The organism is Mesorhizobium sp. BHbdii, assembly GCF_053848045.1.
Genome location: NZ_JBSPKX010000001.1, coordinates 604306 through 621437 on the forward strand (window position 1 = coordinate 604306; position 17132 = coordinate 621437).

A 17132-nucleotide genomic window follows, 5' to 3' on the forward strand; every position below is an offset into this window, starting at 1 on the left:
GCTTTTGCGCTGTTGGCATCGGTTGCCATGAACGTCGCCAACCTGACCCGCGCCACGCAAAAGAATGCGGCGATCCACTGAACCGTGGCCGTCTAGCGCGGCGTTGGGCTGTGCTGTGCAAACTGCCAAATTCAAACCCCTCACCACTAATTTCGTACAGCTCTTGTTTCATCGATCATCTTGCTGACAGTCTTCATGCACCAACTGACGGAGAAGAATATGCGGCAAGCGCTGATCGTATGGGGCGGCTGGGATAGACACGAGCCGGAAGAAGGTGCGCGCGTCGTCAAGGCGATGCTCGAAGAGGAAGGGTTTGGCGTGCGCGTCGAAACCACGACCGAGATATTCGCCGACCCGGCGATCGCCGATCTGAGCCTGATCGTCCCGATCTACACGATGGCCAAGCTTGCGAAGAACGAGGAGCTCAACCTGACAAAGGCAGTCGAGGGCGGTGTCGGCCTTGGCGGCTATCACGGCGGCATGTGCGATGCCTTTCGTGAAGCCACGGAATACCAGTTCATGTGCGGCGGTCAGTGGGTGGCCCACCCAGGCAACATCATCGACTACCGGGTCAACATCATCAGGCGCGACGATCCGATCATGAACGGCATCGATGATTTCCCGTACCGCTCCGAGCAGTACTACATGCATGTGGATCCATCGAATGAGGTGCTGGCGACCACCACCTTCTCCGGCGAGCACGCGTCCTGGATAGAAGGCGTGGTCATGCCGGTCGTCTGGAAGCGCCGGCACGGCAAGGGAAGGGTGTTCTATTCGGCACTCGGACATGCCGTCAGGGAGTTCGCGGTGCCGCAGATGCGAACGATATTTCGCCGCGGCCTGGTGTGGGCGGCGCGCTGAGAGCGCGACAGTCGGTCCTGCTGGTACTGGTCGCCACGCCAGGAATCCTGCCACGCCGTCAGAGATGGATTTGGAGCCCTGTGAAGGATGGCGCCGAACCTGAAACAAAAACCCGCCTCGGCCGCGGGTCGTTGGCGCGAATAGGCACCATAAACAATTTCATAGCACAGCTGCCGGCACAAACCAAGAACAAACGTGCTGCCGACAATCGCTCACGTTTCTTGCCGGAGCAAATGCCGAAGCGTTATCGCATCACCGAGCAATGCGGCGCAGGGCCAAGGCAGCGACAGTGGTGCCCGCTGCCAGAAGCGGCGGCCAGGCCTGCGGATCGCCCATGGCATGGAGCGTCAGGCCGCTGAGCAGCAGCCACAGCAGCGGGATCGCAAACAGCAGCGGCACAGGCCCGCCGCTCGCTGCAAGCAGGACGCCGAGCGTCGTGATCGCAGTCGGGTCCGGCGCGATGCCGAAGACCTCGGCGCTTGTCCATGGCCGCCGGAAAAGCGGCGGCAGGAGGGGATAGACGACGAGGCCAGCGGCCATGATCAGCAGCCCGAGCCTTGCTGCGATGTCCCGCCGCTCGAAGGCGAGGCCGCCGCGCGCGGCACCGCCGAACGCCAGCAGCAGCGCCTGCAGGCCGAAGGCCGGCGCGACATAGGCGATCGCCCAGTTGATCACGGCATAGCGGCTCGACAGGAAGGACCAGCCGACGAAGGCAAAGAGCGCGGCGAGGACGAGCGCAATCCAGAGGCCGTGGCGAGGCGGCCGCCGCAGCACGAGCAGGACAATGGCGAGGCCGGCGGCGAGCGTCAGGAGATGCAGCGGCCAGAAGGCGGCATTGGCCAACTCGAACATGCGCCAGTAGACGCGCGGCGAGAATAGCAGGAAATCTTCCAGCCGGTAGGTCCACCATTCCGACATCTAGAGATTCCGGACGTAGGCCGCCATCTGATCGCGCATGGCCGCGTCGGGGAGGGGACCAGTCGCCGCCAGCACGTTCTCGCGCACGTGTTCAACGCGGGTGGTGGCGGGGATGGCGACGGTTACGGAGGGATGCGAAAGGATGAACTTCAAAATGAACTGCGCCCAGGTCCCGGCACCGATCTCCGCCGCCCAGTCCGGCAGCGTCTCGCCTTCGAGCTGGCGCGTCAGCGCGCCTTGGCGAAACGGCCGGTTGACGATGACGGCCATCCCGCGCTCGGCCGCCAGCGGCAGGAGCCGCTCCTCCGCCTCGCGGTCGACGATGTTATAGGTGAGCTGCACGAAGTCGAGCGGATGCGTGCGCATGATTTGTTCGAACAGGTCGTGCCGTCGTCCTTCGGACGTCGTGATGCCGACATAACGGATCCGCCCGTCCGCCTTCTTGGCGAACAAGGTTTCGAGATGGGTTTCCCAGGCGACGAGGTTGTGGACCTGCACGAGATCGAAGCGCGGCACACCCCACAAGCGGCGCGACTGCTCGATCTGCGCGGGTCCGTCGGCGGCGGAGGAGGTCCAGACCTTCTCGGCGGAAAACAGCGCTTCGGGCCGGCCGAGCTTCTCGAGGCCATAGCCGATCACAGGCTGCGAGGAGCCGTACATGGGCGAGGAATCGATCATGCGGCCGCCCGCCGCGAAGAAGGCCGCCATCACCTCGGCGCACTCGTCGCGCAGCACCGGATCGTCGCCGACATTGAAGGTGATCCAGGTGCCCAGGCCCACAGCGGGAAGCATCTCTCCCGAGGAGGGCACGGCCCGCATCACCGGCGCAGGCGGCGCGCCGGGCGCGTTTCCCGGCAGCACCAGAGCCGCTCCGGAAGTGGCGGCAGCCTTCACGAACGTCCTGCGGGTGATGATCATCGTCTGCCGTCCCTGTACTCCCGACTCCCTGTACTCCCGACCCCCCTGTGCTCCCGACTACTTGTACTCCCGACCACAAGAATGGTTCCGGGCGATCGGCCTTCGCAAGGCTGATCGGCGGGAAGGTCGGTCTCTGGCAGCTGTTCGGAATATCGAACGCCTGCCTGAAATAGGAACGAACGGTGCAGGGCCTGGGGTGCGCCAGCCGGCCCGATTACCTGGAAATGGCTCCTGTCCTGACTTGATGGCGCTGGCGGGCATATGCCACGCAGCCGTCTACCGTGCTGACGCAGAGCGCATCGCGGTGGTTCTGCGTGTTGTTGTCGCCGGCGTAGGCGACCTCGGCAACACGGCCACCGACCATTCGGATTTGCGTGTTGCAATAGCCGCCAGGATCGACATTGAGCGATCCTCCAACCGTCGGGACCGCACCCACGGCCAAAGTTGGAATCACGACGTTGAGATTGCCGCGTTGAACGGTACGCTGATACGTCCAGATCTGGCTTCCGCCCGCATCGGCGGTGGCCGTCGGAAAGCCAGCGCACATTCGAACGTCCGCCTCGCTGAGACCGACCATCTCTTTGCGGGCTGCCGCCGTTGTGGCGTCTTCCTTTGAGAGGTTCGACGTGTCGTCAGGGGCGACGCAGGCGGACACGATCGAACTGCCGGCCAGGAGAACAACAACAAGGACAAGCGTTCGGATGCGGGAAGATATCATACCGACTGTAGTGATTTGCGCTGAGCCCCGAGAACCTAGTTAGGCAAGCAGATAATCGAGTCAACCTGCACAACTTCACGATGTCGTTTGTCATGACGCTCGGCCGACCTTGAGCCGACGGCGCTGATGCGATCCTCGCCGCGATCGAAGCCCAAATGGGCCACGCGCACGCGCCGCTATCGTGCGCGACGTAAACGAGGCGCGATGCGCCTTTTGCAGCACGGCCAGTTTCCGGAACCCCGAACTGATGCGCGACGGCCGGACACCTGCTCATGCCTGCTCCGGAAGCTTCGGCGTTATGCGACGTAAAATACGTACTTTCCTGACATCGGGGATAAACAAATGCTTTTCAGTCACACAAAATGATGAAACAATGAGATTGAGATTAGGGAAAATTCGATGCGCAACGTCAGCGGACATGGCAAGCGCCTGTCCTATTACGATTTCGGGCACACCTCGGTGTACGCCTCCCGCTTCGACCAGCGCTTCCCCTATTGTGCCTATGTGCCCGAGGACTATGACGAAGACGGCGGCAAGACCTATCCGCTGGCGGTGATCGTGCATGGCACCGAACGCGGCATGCTCACCTACCGGGACGCCTTTGCCGACTTCGCCGAACAGAACGGCGTGATCGTGCTCGCCCCGCTCTTCCCGGCGAATATCTGTTTTCCGGGCGATCTTTCCTCTTACAAGATGCTGCGCCAGGGCGACCTCCACTACGATGCCGTGCTGCTCGACATGGTCGAGGAGATGCGCGAGCGTTATCGCATCCGCGGCGACCGTGTGCTGATGTACGGCTTCTCTGGGGGCGGCCATTTCACCCATCGTTTCCTGTTCCTCCATCCCGAACGTCTGCTGGCCGCATCGATCGGTGCGCCGGGCGTTGTGACGCTGCTTGACTTCGATCACGATTTCTGGGTCGGGGTGCGCGACTTCGAGAGAGTGTTCGGCAAGAACGTCGACCTCGACGCCATGCGCAAGGTCGCCGTGCAGATGGTGATCGGTGGTGACGATCTCCAAACCTGGGAGATCACCATCAAGCCGGAGGATGACTGGTGGATGCCCGGCGCCGATCTCGCCGGCGCGACCCGCAACGACCGGATCAGATCGTTGAAGGGCAGCCTGGAAAGCCACGGCGTCGAGGTGCAGTTGGATGTCGTGCCTGGCATCGCTCACAACGACCGCGAGCTCATCGCCAAGGTCAAGGAGTTCTTTGCGCGGACATTGAATGCCGCGCCCGCCTGAAAACTGCAGTCAACAAACTGGAGATAAAAAAATGGGAACAGGATTGAGAATGGGAAGACGATTGATTCAGGTGCTGGCGGCAATCGCCGTGATGGCGTGTGCATTGCCGGCGACGGCGCAGGAGCAGCCGAAAACCGGCCGCACGCTCAAGGTTCGCATCAACGCCGACATCCGCGCCACCGACGGTCTCAGCCGAGACGCGAATACCGACACGGTGCTGCACCATATCTTTGAGACGCTGGTGGCATATCGCGCCGATCTCACAGTAGGGCCGGCACTGGCCGAATCCTGGAAAGTGTCGGACGACGGCAAGACCTATGCCTTTACGCTGCGCGACGGCGCGGCTTTCCACAATGGCGACGCCGTGACCTCATCCGACGTCAGATGGAACTGGGATCGCCGCATGGACCCAGCCAACCAGTGGTTCTGCATTCCGTTCTTCGATGGCAGCCAGGGCCTTAAGGTCGAGCAAGTGGCGACGCCCGATCCACGCACCGTCGTCTTCACCCTCAACGCGCCGAATGCGCTCTTTTTGGCGCAGCTCGCCAGTGTCCAGTGCAATGGCTGGGTCGCCAGCCCGAAGAATGTCGGCGCTGACGGCAAATGGATCGCCGATTCCGCCATCGGCAGCGGCCCGTTCACGCTGAAGGAATGGGTCAAGGGCCAGTATTTGGCGCTCGAACGCTTTCCCGACTACAAGCCGGTGAAGGAGGCGCCAAGTGGCTTTGCCGGCAGCCGTGAGGCCTATGTCGACGAGGTGCGCTTCATCGTCATCCCCGACACGGCGGCGGCGGAGACCGCGCTGTTTGCCGGCGAGCTCGACGTGCTTCCCGATCTTGAATCATCGCGTGTCGAGGAAGCCAAGTCGCGGGGCATGACGGTGCTGTCGACACAAGGCCTGTCATGGACGGCGATCCTGCTGCAAACCAAGGACCCGCTGCTGTCGAATGCCAAGATACGCACGGCGCTGGCGCATGCCGCCGACATCAACCAGATCGCCGCCGCCCGCACCAACGGTGTCGCCACCGGAGATCCCTCGGCCGTCGCCCAGGCGAGCTCGTTCTTCGACGACGAATTCCTTAAATGGCCGGAATACGACCCGGTCAAGGCTAAGGCACTGCTGGACGAGGCCGGCTACAAGGGCCAGCCGATCAAGATCCAGACCAACACCCGCTACCAGGGGATGTATGAGAACGCGGTGCTGCTGCAGGCGATGCTGACGGCCGCGGGCTTCAACGCCCAGCTCGAAGTGCTGGATTGGGCGGCACAGCTCGACAATTACCTTGCCGGCAAATTCCAGATCCAGTCCTTCGGCTACTCGGCTCGTCTCGATCCGTCGCTGATGTATGGCGTCATCCTCGGCGACAAGGCGACCGACCCGACGGCGCAGTGGGACAGCAAGGAGGCCCTGGACCTCTACACGAGGTCGATGGCGACGACCGACCCAGCGCAACGCAAGGCGCTGTTCAAGCAGCTCCATGCCCTCATGGCAAAGGATGTGCCGATCCTTGGCCTCTATTACGAGCCATCGGTCGACGCGGTGTCATCGAAGGTGAAGGGCTATTCGGTATGGCCGGCGGCAAACCCCCGCGTATGGGGCGTCTGGCAAAGCGAATAGCTAGCGATTGTCTATTGCTCGAAAGATCGGAGGCGTGTTGTCCTCCGATCTTTCGTTTGAGGTACCCGGTGTGAAAACCTGACTCTTGGTTCCGGGGCCGTAAACCCGCTCAGGGTGGGAAGGATCCTAAACTCACCAGCTCTCCGACGGCGCGTGTGCCCAGGAGCGGTCGTTCGACAGCGATCCGAGCGCGATGGCCGTTGTGCGTGGCCGAAGTGCTTCTGACGTTTAGTATGAGGTGACGGTTGACCGTGGAGGTCTGTGACCTAGCTTTGTGACCTAGCTTAAAAGTCAGGCGGACCGTCCAGAGCCGGAAATGGCGGAATGGTGCGCACCGTGGGAGAACTCTCGGGGCGTTGAGATGCGGAGTTGCAAGTCGGCTTTCAGAGCCTGTGCGCCCTTGGCGACCGATAATCGGCGGCCACGGCATCTTCAAGTTTCGATTCAAATGAAAGTCAGCTGCGCCGGCCTGTCTATCAGCGCGCGGACCGGCGCTCCGAGCACTTGAGGGATCTCGAAGCAAGTGACAGCTTCGAAAGCGATCGAAGGCTTTAGCCAGCACAAGGCGAGGGACCAAACACCGCTTCACGAACTTGAGAATACACCCAAGAACGCACAGGCACGGCAATGCCAAATCCTCTTGCCGAAATTTACGCAAACGACGCAGATCTCGCCATCCTGGGTGGGACAGCAACGCTTGCCTCGGTGGGCCTCTATCTTGTGCTGCGGCGTATCCTAATCGCGGTGCAACGGCATCGCCTCAAATCAGATGTGAGCGAAGGCGGATCTGATCCCCCCGAGGTGGCATCTTGGGATTGGGAAAGCCCGGTCGATCTTGCAGCCGAGCCTGCTTCTTCTTCTTCTCAGGTGGCCGTGCCCTCAGACACCGCAGACCTGGATGATCGGCGTCAGGATGCCAATTACCTTCGGTTCGGGGTGCGAATCGAGTATTTCGACGTGAGCTCCGAAGCTTGCGAGAGCTCGTCTGCGGCCCAGACCAACGCTTTCGCTTCCGCGACGAACATACCGCAATCCGGCCGCCTTGCGACATCGGTCAGAGAAATCGCTGGCTATGTTCGCAGGCAGGTGGCGGCTAATCTTGCCGCCGTAAGTAGTCCAGTATTGAGGGCTCTGAGCCGTATGCCGACACAACTCGCCCCCGCGGAACGTGGGGAGCGAATTTGCGGGTCAGCATGGGACCAATTGGGCCATAAGGCTTCCCCGCGCAAATTTGCTCAGTTGGCCAATCCGGCGCCTGGCGGTTTGAATGTCACAGCTCGAAGGGGAGGGTTCAGCCTGGATCCCGAGCCGACCATCGTAACGGCCTCCCCTCCTCGCGTTCGCAAGCCGATCGGTCTTGTGCCCCGCTTGGGCGTCGCCGCAATCTGTCTGGCCGTGCCGCTTAGCTATGCGATGACGAGACAAAACTGGGTCGAAAGCGCCCCCGCCATTTCGCGGGCCCAAGGCACGAGTGTCGACTTGCTCAGCCCGGATCTCGCGGCTGCCCGGGCGCAAGTCGGGGCAGCCGGTGGTCAGGCAGCCGCCGCAGGGGAATTGGGCGGCCAGGAGCACCGCGTGGCGGAAGGCGAACGCGCCAGGAGCGCTGCTCTGCAGGGAGCACTCCTCGAGTCGCGCAAGCACATCGATGCGCTGAGGGCAAGCATGGCAGCCTCCGACAACGCACGCGAGGAGCGATTGCGCAACGAGCTCGCGGCAGCCCGCACACTTGTCGCATTGCGGCGCATAGCGGGAGATGCCCGCACAATGCTGAGCGAGGCCACCAATTATGTCTTTGCGGAGATGCCCGCTGCTTATCTGGAGCGTCAGCGAGCCGCATTGCGGGCGCGCGATCTATCGCGAGCGCGGGCGAAAATTGAACAGCTTGAGGCCGAGGCCGCCGAGGATGGCGCCAAGGCCAAGGCTTCGCTGGCGCAAGCGAGCGGAATGCTCGACGACGAACGCCGGAAGTCAGAGAACCTTCGTGGCGACCTCGCCGAAGTGAAACTGTCCAATGCCGCACTCATGGAGCGCGCGGACGCGGCTGAGCAGGAACGGACCCGTGCAGTCACAGCGAGAGAACGAGTGGAGCAGACCGCAGCCGAGACGGAGGGCGCGCTGGCTCGAGAACGCGCTGCAGCAGCGTCGATTCGTGAGGAGCTAAAAAAGCTCTCCTCGAGCGCGACGCGTCTGAACAGGAACGAGCCAGAGCGGTGTCAGCGAGAGAGCGTGCCGAGCAGACTGCAACCGAGACGGCACAGGCTCTGGCACGAGAACGTGCTGCGGCAGCGTCGACGCGTGACGAGCTGCAAAAAGCTCGCGTCGAGCGCGTCGCGGCTGAACAGGAACGAGCCAGAGCGGTGTCAGCGAGAGAGCGTGCCGAGCAGACTGCAACCGAGACGGCGCAAGCGCTGGCACGAGAACGCGCTGCAGCAGTCTCGACCCATGAGGATCTTGATAAGGTTCGCCTCGAACTCGCCGCCGCCCGAGCACTTTTGGTTGGTGTCACCAGGCTGAAGGAGGCTCTGGACAAGCAACGTGAAGCCAATGTTTCACTTGCTCGCGACCTGGCTGCAGCGCGCGCGGACAATGACAGGCTCAGGGCTGAGCGTCGCAGCGCGCAGGTTGAGCGGCCGCTGAAGCCGCGCTCCGGCCGCGCAGCAGCCGCTACCGGCCCGGTGAAGGCTGTCAGCCAGAAGACTGCACGTAGCAAAGTTCGCAACCCGTCGCGGATTGCCCGGGTGCGTTCTCTCACGCTTCCCTATTCCCTCAGGCCAAGAAACGCGACATTGGAGTGATTTCCAAAACGACTGCGCGGTCCTCCTATCGAAGGCCTTCGGAAGGCATTGCTTCGCACCCTCTCACGACGCCGCGGCCACTTCGGGCAAAACAAGGAGTTATGCCAGGATGAAATCACCCGTTCGAATTCATCCTGCTCTCGTCGGCGAGGAGTCTGCGCGATGCGCTATGTCAGCCCGATCACGCCGCCAGTCGCGTTCAATTCGCATTTGATCGGCGCCTGCCGCGTCTCCACTTTGCCCTGCCGTACATAGTCGATGCTGACCTCAATGGGAGCCGAGATCGTATCCGGGCTCAACTGATGTATGGAACCTGCGCTGCTGACGCGCACACTGGTCGCGCCAAACGGGGCGGCGGCCGACTCGATTGCATCATGGCAGGCGCGAACGACTTCATCCGGGACGCCCGGCAGCGCTTTGATCGGACTGACCGTTGATGGACTGTTGACGTCACTGGGAGGCTGGAGGCTGGGGGGGAGGCCGACCGACCGTCCGGCCTCTACCGACGGGACGACACTGACGGCAGTGGCGGTCGTAGTTGCCGCCACTGCCGCCGTTGCAGCGGTGCTGGTCCCATCGTCATCCACCGGTGGACTACTGCTGGAGCCGCTGGGCTTGCCGCCAGGTCCTTTGTGCGGGCCGCCTTTGCCGCCTTCACCGTGATGGCTGCCAGCGCTATTGCCTCCGCCATGGCTGCCAGCGCTATTGCTTCCGCCATGGCTGCCAGCGCTATTGCCTCCGCCACCATGGTCGCCAGCGCTATTGCCTCCGCCGCCCTGGCCGCCGGCTGCAGCTCCTGCGCAAGCTACTGCGATCGAGCAAACGAATGCGAAATATGCCCAGCTGGATTCAGGCGATTGACGCACGACCACCTCCATAAAGTGCGTCGGTCCAACCGTCTTTCCGCGGCATGCAGTCAGAACGGCGCAACCGCCGCCGCCCCCAGGCAAATTCGCGACTAAGGCGCCCACGGAGGTAAACTAGGGGATGAATTCGGTGTATCAAGGACGCGGTGCGTAGTGGCCGGCATCAGCAGCGAGTTCGGCAACAACGCATACTCCGCATAGCCGCCATCGAACTTATGGCCCATCTCACCCATCAGCCGCCGCAACGTGCCCCCGTCCGGCATCGAAAGCTGGAAGAAGGGTCAGGCTTCGTTCAAGGTGACCCTGTCGCCCAGCCTGATCTTGCCCGGCTGCACGATCTGGCAGAGCGCGCCGAAGCCGCCTTTACCATGGCGTGCTATGGTTTGCAGCACTGCCGGTTCGAAGGCAAGATCGCCTTGCGCCAGCGCCGTGAACGTGCAGCGCGCACAAGGCTCCGAAATCATGATCCGCGCCTCGCCGATGGAAAGCACTTTCCCAATGATCTGCTGCTCGACGAAACCGTCCTGCGAAGCGTCGGTTTCGATCACGATGTTGGGCCGGAACCGCCTGGAATCCACTTGCGACGGATCCGGAACCAGGCCGGCAAGCCTGTCCATCGAGGCTGACGTGACGATGTGGATGTCGGCGCGCTTGTAGCGCGGCGCGATACGATCGTGGGCTTGCGAACCGAAGGGGACATGTGGGTGCAACGCCGCCGGGAAATCAAGTAAGGCCGAAACCAGCTCGCCGGCGAGGCTGGAGCCGGCATCGATCCAGGAGCCATCGTCCAGTCCGATTTCCGGCCTGTCGCCCCGCAGCCTTGCAAAAAGGTTCGGCAGCGGCCGCCAATGTTTTAGCTTCTCCGGCGCGGCAACAATTCCGTCGCGCCGGTCGACGACGCCCCAGATCCGGTCGCCCGGAATCCCGCCTTCGGCAAGCTCCGTCCCGTCCAGCCCTTCGCCGCCCATCGAACTGACGGGATATCGCCAGATTTCCTTGATATGGCCGAACGGCGTCATGATGCGGAGACGAGCCGTGTCGCTGTCATTGCGCCACTGCCTTGCGTGCGCCCGCGCCGTCGGCGAAACGGCGATCGATCAGCATCGCCGCATCGAGAAGGGCGCGCGTATAGGCGTGGCGCGGCCGGTCGAAGACGTCGTCGCGGTCGCCGATCTCGACGATCCTTCCCTCCTGCATGACGGCGACCCTATCGGCAACCTGCTCCACCGCACCCAGATCATGCGAGACGAATAGACAGGCGAAACCGTAGCGTTCCTGCAACGACCGGATCAGGAGCAGGATCTGTTTCTGCACCGTCATGTCCAGCGCCGAAACCGGCTCGTCGGCAACGACGAAGGCCGGTCGCCTGACGATCGCCCGCGCGATCGCGACGCGCTGGCGTTGCCCGCCTGACAGCTGATGCGGGAAACGCTCGAGAAGGTCGCGCGTCAGCCCCACCTCCTCGATGACCTCATTCATGCGCGCGGTCCGCCGCTTGCGATCCAATTCGGTGTCGAGCTTCAACGGCTCGGTGACGATTTCCGCAATGGACTGGCGAGGGTCCAGCGAGGAATAGGGGTCCTGGAAGACGATCTGCATGTCGCGACGCTGCAATCGCGTGTCAGCCGGTCGTCCACTTGCAATCGCCTTGCCAAGAAACGAGATCGTTCCGCTGGACGGCCTCACGAGGCCGACAATGGCGCGACCGAGCGTCGTCTTGCCGGAGCCCGACGCGCCGACCAACGCCAGGGTTTCGCCACGCCGGATGGTAAGGTCGACGCGGTCTACGGCGCGCTTCGGCTGCGCGCGCGCAAACAGCCTGGGACGGCCCGGATAGTCGATGACGACATTGCTGATCTCGACCAGGGGCGGGCCGTTGACGGCTCTTCTCGATCCGCCGGCGCTGCGCTTGGGAAGCGCATCCACCAACCGCCTGGTATAGTCGTGCTGCGGCGCGTGAAGGACCTGGGTGCTGCTTCCCTGTTCGACCGCCTTGCCTTCGCACATCACCGTCACGTTGTTCACATAGTGCGACACCATGCCGAGGTCGTGGCTGATCAGCAGGACGGCGGTTCCATTCTCCCGCGTCAGCTCGACCATGAGGTCGAGCACGTCGCGCTGCACCAGCGTGTCGAGCGCCGTGGTCGGCTCGTCGGCGATCAGCAGGCGCGGCTTGAGCAGCATGACCGATGCCAGCATGATGCGTTGGCGCATGCCGCCCGAGAATTCGTGCGGATAGGCCGCAAGGCATTTGCCGGGATCCTTGATCTGGATCCTCTCCAGCATCGCCAGCGAGCGGTCCTTGATCTCGGCGCGCGACATGTCGCGATGCAGGCGAAGCCCTTCCGCCATCTGCTCGCCGATGGTGACGGCGGGATTGAGCGAGACCATCGGCTCCTGGAAAACCATGCCGATCTGTGCACCGCGTATCCGGCGCAGTGCCTTTGCGGCAAGGCCGGTGAGCTCCCGTCCTTCGAAGCGGATGCTGCTGTCAGCGGTCGTGACCAGCGGGGCAGGGAGCAAGCTCAGGATCGAGCGGGCCGCCATCGTCTTGCCCGAACCGGATTCACCGACCAGCGCCAGCATGTCGCCAGAGGCGAGATCGAAATTCAGCTCGTCGACAATCCGCTTTCCCGATGGTCCCACCGAGATCGACAGGTTGCGCACTGAAAGCATCGTGTTGTTGTCCCCGGCCGGCACGAGCATGTTTCCAGCACCTATATATTCGGGTCGAGCCAGTCGCGCACCGCGTCGCCCAGCATGTTGATGCCGAGCAGCGTGATCGAGATGCAGAGACCCGGAAGGATAATCAGATGCGGCGCCTGGCCGATATAGGGCCGCGCCGTCGATAGCATGTTGCCCCAGCTGGGCGCCGGAGGCGGGACGCCCAGTCCCAGAAAGCTCAGCGCGCTTTCCGACAGGATGATCCAGCCGAACATGGTGGTCGCGAGCACGATCATCGGGGCAACGCAATTGGGCAGCACATGCCGCGCCATGGTGATGATCTCGCTATTGCCCATCACGCGCGAGGCCTCGACATATTCCCGCTCGCGAATGGACATCACGGAGGCCCGCACCACGCGCACCACGATCGGCATGTAGGCAAGGCCGAGCGCAACGATGATGCCCTCGCGGCTGGCGCCGATCACCGCCATCAGGCCGAGCGCCAGAAGCAGGCCAGGGAAGGCGAGGAAGGCGTCGTTGACCATCATGATGGCGCGATCGACCCAGCCCCGCAGGAAACCGGCGAGAACGCCGAAGAGGGTGCCGGTGATCAATGCGAAGGCGACCGTCGCAAAAGCGATCCAGGCGCTGGTCCGCGCGCCGCTGGCGAGGCGGCTGAGCACGTCGCGGCCGAATTCGTCGGCGCCGAGCAGGTGCACAGGCGAGGGCCCGCTGAGGCGCGACGGCAGATCGAGCTTGAGCGGATCGAAGGGCGCGATCCACGGACCGAACACGGCCAAAAGGATCAATGCCCCGGTGACGGCGACCCCGAAGATCGCGTTGAATTTCAGACCGGGCCGGCCGAGCGCACGGGCGATCATGCGGTAACCCTCGGATCGAGCAGCGGGTAAATCAGGTCGACGAGAAGATTGACCGCGACATAGATGAAGGCGACGAACAGCATCGATCCCTGAATCACGGGGTAGTCGCGGGCATAGATCGCGTCGACCAGCAGCCGGCCGAGGCCGGGAATGGTAAAGACGGTCTCGATGACGACGATGCTGGAAAGCAGGCTGCCGAGCACCAAGCCAATCAGGGTCAAGGTGGGCGCGAAGGCATTCTTGAAAGCGTGGCGCCACATCACCGCGCTTTCCGAAAGCCCCTTTGCCCGCGCATGGGTGATGTATTCCAGGCGCGCCACCTCGATCGTGCTGGCCCTGGCCATGCGCGCAATCGGGCCGGACTCGACGAGCACCAAGGTGACCACGGGCAGGATCACATACAGAGCGGCTTGCGCGAAGTCGCGGCTGAAGGGTACGTAGCCGACGACCGGCAGCCAGCCGAGATAGAGGCCGAAGATCAGCATCAGCATCAGCCCCAGCCAGAAACTGGGGATCGAGAGCAGGATGGTCGAGGTGGCGACGACCGTGACGTCGCGGAGACTGTCCTGCTTCCAAGCAGCCAGCATTCCGGCAGGCACGGCGATCGCCGAGGCGACAATCACGGCGAGAAAGACGATGGTCGAGGAGACGGCGAAACGGTCGAGGATGAGCGGCAGCACCTCTTGCCCGCTGCCGATCGAGCGTCCGAAATCGCCTGAAAGGACGTTGCCGGCCCAGATCAGATATTGCGCCACCACCGGCTGGTCGAGCCCCATCTGATGCCGCATCGCATCGACCTGTCCGGGCTGCGCGAGCTCGCCCAGCATCAGCGCCGCAGGATCGCCCGGAATGAAGCGCATCATCACGAAGACCGCGACCGAGACCAGGATGAGTGTCGGTACGGCGCTGGCGAGGCGGGTCAGGACAAAGCGGACCATCGTTTCTCCTGTGCTGATATCGAAGGTCTCTCCCGTGCGGGCACTGCCTTCTCCGCCCGCTCGAGGATCTCGTCTTCGATGGTGAGTTCGTAGCGGGTGAATTCACGGTTCTTGGCCGGCAACGGCGCGATCTCCATGACGCCGGCGGCTGGTTCGAAGACGATCATCGCCACCGTCGCCGAGAGATTGCCGCCTTCCTTCCTGATCTGCGGGCGACACACGCTGAACGGCGAAGCGAAGTTGTCGAACAGCGCTTCCTTCAGGTCGTCGATGGTTATGTCTCCATGCCGCGCCGACAGGTGCCGGCGCACGCGGTGGTCGCGATAGAGACTGTCCGGCACGTCGCGAAGTCCGGTTTCGCGCAGCTTAGACAACGCCACCGGGCTCTGCCAGTGATTGGCGTGGACGACCATGTCGTTGTCCGGATAGATGGTGAAGACCTCGTCTGGGGCGCATTCGAAATTGGCCGTGAACCCTTCGGCGGTGCTCAGGATCATGTTGTTGGAACCGGATTTCGGCGTCGTCGCCACCACCTTGATGGCATGGGCGAAATGCTGCGCTTCAAGAGCCCGGCGCCGGATGATGGGAAGCGGAATTCCGATCCCACGATAGTCGCGGTCCGATTCGAGATAGTTCGCGGTGATGCCGATACCGGCCGAGTTGAAGCCGCTGCGCGCCAGTCCGCCGGCTTCGGTGAAGGTGAGGAGGTCCGGCCCGTCCGTTCGCCGGATGCGCAACACCACCGAGGTCTCGGCGCATTCGGCCTTCCAGTCCCAGTTCTGGCCATGGATGAGCCTGCCGTTCCGGGTTGCCTCCGGCAGGATCGCCGCGCCCGTGCAGCCGTCGGGCTCGTCGTCGGAAATGCCTTTCTCGCGCCGGGCGAGCTGCAGGATTTCGGTACGCGCATTGACCAGGACGATCGAGGACAGGTCGACATTCGCGCCTGACGCAATTCCTTCCATTTCCTCGACGAGATCGGGCGCCCATTGCCGCAAGCGGGGCAGGAAGATGCCGGAGAACCGCCCGACATCGTCCCGCCTGAAGCCGAAACGGTCGAGCTGCGCGGCATAGAGCGCCACCGAAGCGCCGATGCGCCCGCGCGCCTGTTCGCCATAGGCCATGCCGCGCTCTCTCGGCGCTCCATCGATCTCGACAAGCGGAAATGGTGCGACTGTTGTCATCAAGCGGAAGCCTCAAACTGGTGTGAGTCCGGATACTAATGCATTTTGATTGAATGAAAAGCAGGAAAATTCGCTAGATTGCTAGTTCGAACTGCGTGGCGCATATCTATAATGCGAACGCTTGAGGAAGTGCCTATGAATGAAACGATGATCGACCGGCCGGCACGCAGCGAGGCGGCCAGTCCGCTGCAGATCGATCTGGCGCGGCGGATCCTGGAGCGGATCAGGGATTCAGGCTGGACGGTCGGAACCCGCGTCTCGGTGCCGGACCTTGCCCGCACGTTCGGCGTTTCGCGTTCCCCCGTCAGCGCGGCGCTGGAACTGCTGGTCGCCCAGGGCATCTTAAGTCCCTTCGAGACGAGGGGGCTGCAATTGGCGCGCGATGTCGCCGACCTCGACCCGGAGGATATCCTGCCCAGCTCTCCGCTCGAGGAGCTTTACCGCAGGATGATGCGGGAGCGCGCGCTTGGCCAACTGCCCCAGGAGGTGTCTGAGGCGGAATTGATGCCGCGCTATCAGGTGCCGCGCGGCGTCGTGCGCAAGCTCCTGCTCCGCTTTGCCGCCGAAGGGCTGGTGCAGCGCCTGCCGGGGCATGGCTGGCGTTTCGCCGACACACTTGTCGGCGAGGACGCCTACCGGGAAAGCTATGAATTCCGGATGGCCGTCGAATGCGCGGCGCTGCGGTCGCCCATGTTCAATGCGGGTCCTCAGCAGCTGGCGCCTGTCCGGCGCGCTCACGAGCGCATCCTGGCGATCGTGTCGACGGGCAAGACACTGATCGGCGGCGACGAATGGTTCCGGATCAATGCATCCTTTCACGAAGGGCTCGCGGCCTGCTCCGGCAACCGGTTCCTGGCCGATGCGGTGCGCCAGCAGAACAATCTGCGCCGGTTGCAGGAATCAGCGGGTTTCGAGGAATTGCCGGCCGAACGCATCGAGCAGTCCTGCCGGGAACATCTGGCCATTCTCGATGCCGTCGAAGCGGGCGAGATCGAATGGGCCGAAGCGCTGCTGCGCCAGCATCTACGGCAGGCCTCCGAGTTCGCTTCGCCACAGCGCTCGATCTGATGCCTGCCGGCGACGGCATCGCGCATGCTGGCCACTCGGCCGCGCATGCCCCGAAATCCGGCACTGAGCGATCTGGAACGAGCGTCTCCCCGATCGCTTTGACGCCAATCCGCTCCGTCAAATGTCGGGATTGGATGTTTAGGACCGATTTTCAGCGGCGCATCATTTTCATCCGGATTGGGGACAGGAGCTTCGTCGGGAAGTCTGTCCGGATCCGGCTCACGTACAGGCTTCGGTTCAGGAAATGGCGGTGGCGTGGGCGCCGGAGTGGGCGTTGGTTCGGGAGTGGGAAGAATGGCCATGGTGTGATTTCCTTCCGCTCGCTGCACTCTGCCTTGGCGGGTCGCCGACGTCGGCCGGATTTTTGACGCCTACCCGTTTCGACCGGTTTCGCTCTACGGGCCGATGCACGCAGAACGACCACGCTTGCCTATGGTTCCGATGGGAGCCTCCGATGACCC

At 63.1% G+C, this 17132-nt stretch carries 14 protein-coding genes; 5 read left to right on the forward strand and 9 right to left on the reverse strand.

Going from position 1 to position 17132, the window contains the following annotated elements; genetic code table 11:
• Positions 1 to 219: 219 nt before the first annotated feature.
• On the forward strand, positions 220 to 861 hold the full coding sequence (locus ACWTU8_RS02860; protein ID WP_455848368.1) for a ThuA domain-containing protein: 642 nt from the start codon (positions 220 to 222) through the stop codon (positions 859 to 861).
• A 252-nt stretch (positions 862 to 1113) separates the two neighbouring features.
• Here the strand turns inward: ACWTU8_RS02860 and ACWTU8_RS02865 are convergent, their stop codons facing one another.
• The 3 genes from ACWTU8_RS02865 to ACWTU8_RS02875 all read right to left on the reverse strand — a co-directional run bounded on the left by ACWTU8_RS02865 (position 1114) and on the right by ACWTU8_RS02875 (position 3352).
• Positions 1114 to 1779, reverse strand: a complete 666-nt coding sequence (locus tag ACWTU8_RS02865; protein WP_455837679.1) for a DUF6064 family protein — start codon at positions 1777 to 1779, stop codon at positions 1114 to 1116.
• Positions 1780 to 2697: an aldo/keto reductase gene (locus ACWTU8_RS02870; RefSeq protein WP_455846954.1), complete on the reverse strand. Its 918-nt coding sequence runs from the start codon at positions 2695 to 2697 to the stop codon at positions 1780 to 1782. It lies immediately after the preceding gene.
• Positions 2698 to 2911: 214 nt separating this feature from the next.
• Positions 2912 to 3352, reverse strand: a complete 441-nt coding sequence (locus tag ACWTU8_RS02875) for a hypothetical protein (protein ID WP_455846955.1) — start codon at positions 3350 to 3352, stop codon at positions 2912 to 2914.
• A gap of 462 nt (positions 3353 to 3814) precedes the next feature.
• Here ACWTU8_RS02875 and ACWTU8_RS02880 point away from each other — a divergent pair, with 462 nt between their 5' ends.
• The 3 genes from ACWTU8_RS02880 to ACWTU8_RS02890 all read left to right on the forward strand — a co-directional run bounded on the left by ACWTU8_RS02880 (position 3815) and on the right by ACWTU8_RS02890 (position 8792).
• Positions 3815 to 4660, forward strand: a complete 846-nt coding sequence (locus ACWTU8_RS02880) for an alpha/beta hydrolase (protein WP_455846956.1) — start codon at positions 3815 to 3817, stop codon at positions 4658 to 4660.
• 49 nt (positions 4661 to 4709) lie between these two features.
• Complete coding sequence (locus ACWTU8_RS02885) at positions 4710 to 6278, forward strand: ABC transporter substrate-binding protein (RefSeq protein WP_455846957.1); 1569 nt, start codon at positions 4710 to 4712, stop codon at positions 6276 to 6278.
• Positions 6279 to 6905: 627 nt separating this feature from the next.
• Complete coding sequence (locus tag ACWTU8_RS02890) at positions 6906 to 8792, forward strand: hypothetical protein (RefSeq protein ID WP_455846958.1); 1887 nt, start codon at positions 6906 to 6908, stop codon at positions 8790 to 8792.
• Between the two features lie 448 nt (positions 8793 to 9240).
• On the opposite strand, the gene ACWTU8_RS02895 is transcribed toward ACWTU8_RS02890, so the two are convergent.
• From ACWTU8_RS02895 to ACWTU8_RS02920, 6 genes are all read right to left on the reverse strand, one after another.
• Positions 9241 to 9660, reverse strand: coding sequence for a hypothetical protein (locus tag ACWTU8_RS02895; protein WP_455846959.1), 420 nt, complete (start codon positions 9658 to 9660; stop codon positions 9241 to 9243).
• A gap of 560 nt (positions 9661 to 10220) precedes the next feature.
• The gene (locus tag ACWTU8_RS02900) at positions 10221 to 10958 is read right to left on the reverse strand and encodes an MOSC domain-containing protein (protein WP_455846960.1); all 738 of its coding nucleotides are present in this window, start codon (positions 10956 to 10958) and stop codon (positions 10221 to 10223) included.
• 25 nt (positions 10959 to 10983) lie between these two features.
• Positions 10984 to 12615: an ABC transporter ATP-binding protein gene (locus tag ACWTU8_RS02905; protein ID WP_455848369.1), complete on the reverse strand. Its 1632-nt coding sequence runs from the start codon at positions 12613 to 12615 to the stop codon at positions 10984 to 10986.
• 41 nt (positions 12616 to 12656) lie between these two features.
• Positions 12657 to 13484: an ABC transporter permease gene (locus ACWTU8_RS02910; RefSeq protein ID WP_455846961.1), complete on the reverse strand. Its 828-nt coding sequence runs from the start codon at positions 13482 to 13484 to the stop codon at positions 12657 to 12659.
• On the reverse strand, positions 13481 to 14422 hold the full coding sequence (locus tag ACWTU8_RS02915; RefSeq protein ID WP_455846962.1) for an ABC transporter permease: 942 nt from the start codon (positions 14420 to 14422) through the stop codon (positions 13481 to 13483). The genes ACWTU8_RS02910 and ACWTU8_RS02915 overlap by 4 nt, the downstream gene beginning before the upstream one ends.
• Positions 14404 to 15603, reverse strand: a complete 1200-nt coding sequence (locus tag ACWTU8_RS02920) for a C45 family autoproteolytic acyltransferase/hydolase (protein WP_455846963.1) — start codon at positions 15601 to 15603, stop codon at positions 14404 to 14406. The genes ACWTU8_RS02915 and ACWTU8_RS02920 overlap by 19 nt, the downstream gene beginning before the upstream one ends.
• A gap of 135 nt (positions 15604 to 15738) precedes the next feature.
• On the opposite strand from ACWTU8_RS02920, the gene ACWTU8_RS02925 reads away from it, so the two are divergent.
• Positions 15739 to 16671 (forward strand): GntR family transcriptional regulator, encoded by a 933-nt coding sequence (locus tag ACWTU8_RS02925; protein WP_455846964.1) that lies wholly within the window; start codon positions 15739 to 15741, stop codon positions 16669 to 16671.
• Positions 16672 to 17132: the final 461 nt, after the last annotated feature.

Excerpts from the sequence above, each read along its gene's own strand:
- ACWTU8_RS02860 (WP_455848368.1), top strand. The coding sequence starts at position 220 with ATGCGGCAAGCGCTGATCGTATGGGGCGGCTGGGATAGACACGAGCCG.
- ACWTU8_RS02865 (WP_455837679.1), bottom strand. The coding sequence starts at position 1,779 with ATGTCGGAATGGTGGACCTACCGGCTGGAAGATTTCCTGCTATTCTCG.
- ACWTU8_RS02870 (WP_455846954.1), bottom strand. The coding sequence starts at position 2,697 with ATGATCATCACCCGCAGGACGTTCGTGAAGGCTGCCGCCACTTCCGGA.
- ACWTU8_RS02880 (WP_455846956.1), top strand. The coding sequence starts at position 3,815 with ATGCGCAACGTCAGCGGACATGGCAAGCGCCTGTCCTATTACGATTTC.
- ACWTU8_RS02885 (WP_455846957.1), top strand. The coding sequence starts at position 4,710 with ATGGGAAGACGATTGATTCAGGTGCTGGCGGCAATCGCCGTGATGGCG.
- ACWTU8_RS02890 (WP_455846958.1), top strand. The coding sequence starts at position 6,906 with ATGCCAAATCCTCTTGCCGAAATTTACGCAAACGACGCAGATCTCGCC.
- ACWTU8_RS02900 (WP_455846960.1), bottom strand. The coding sequence starts at position 10,958 with ATGACGCCGTTCGGCCATATCAAGGAAATCTGGCGATATCCCGTCAGT.
- ACWTU8_RS02905 (WP_455848369.1), bottom strand. The coding sequence starts at position 12,615 with ATGCTTTCAGTGCGCAACCTGTCGATCTCGGTGGGACCATCGGGAAAG.
- ACWTU8_RS02910 (WP_455846961.1), bottom strand. The coding sequence starts at position 13,484 with ATGATCGCCCGTGCGCTCGGCCGGCCCGGTCTGAAATTCAACGCGATC.
- ACWTU8_RS02915 (WP_455846962.1), bottom strand. The coding sequence starts at position 14,422 with ATGGTCCGCTTTGTCCTGACCCGCCTCGCCAGCGCCGTACCGACACTC.
- ACWTU8_RS02920 (WP_455846963.1), bottom strand. The coding sequence starts at position 15,603 with ATGACAACAGTCGCACCATTTCCGCTTGTCGAGATCGATGGAGCGCCG.
- ACWTU8_RS02925 (WP_455846964.1), top strand. The coding sequence starts at position 15,739 with ATGAATGAAACGATGATCGACCGGCCGGCACGCAGCGAGGCGGCCAGT.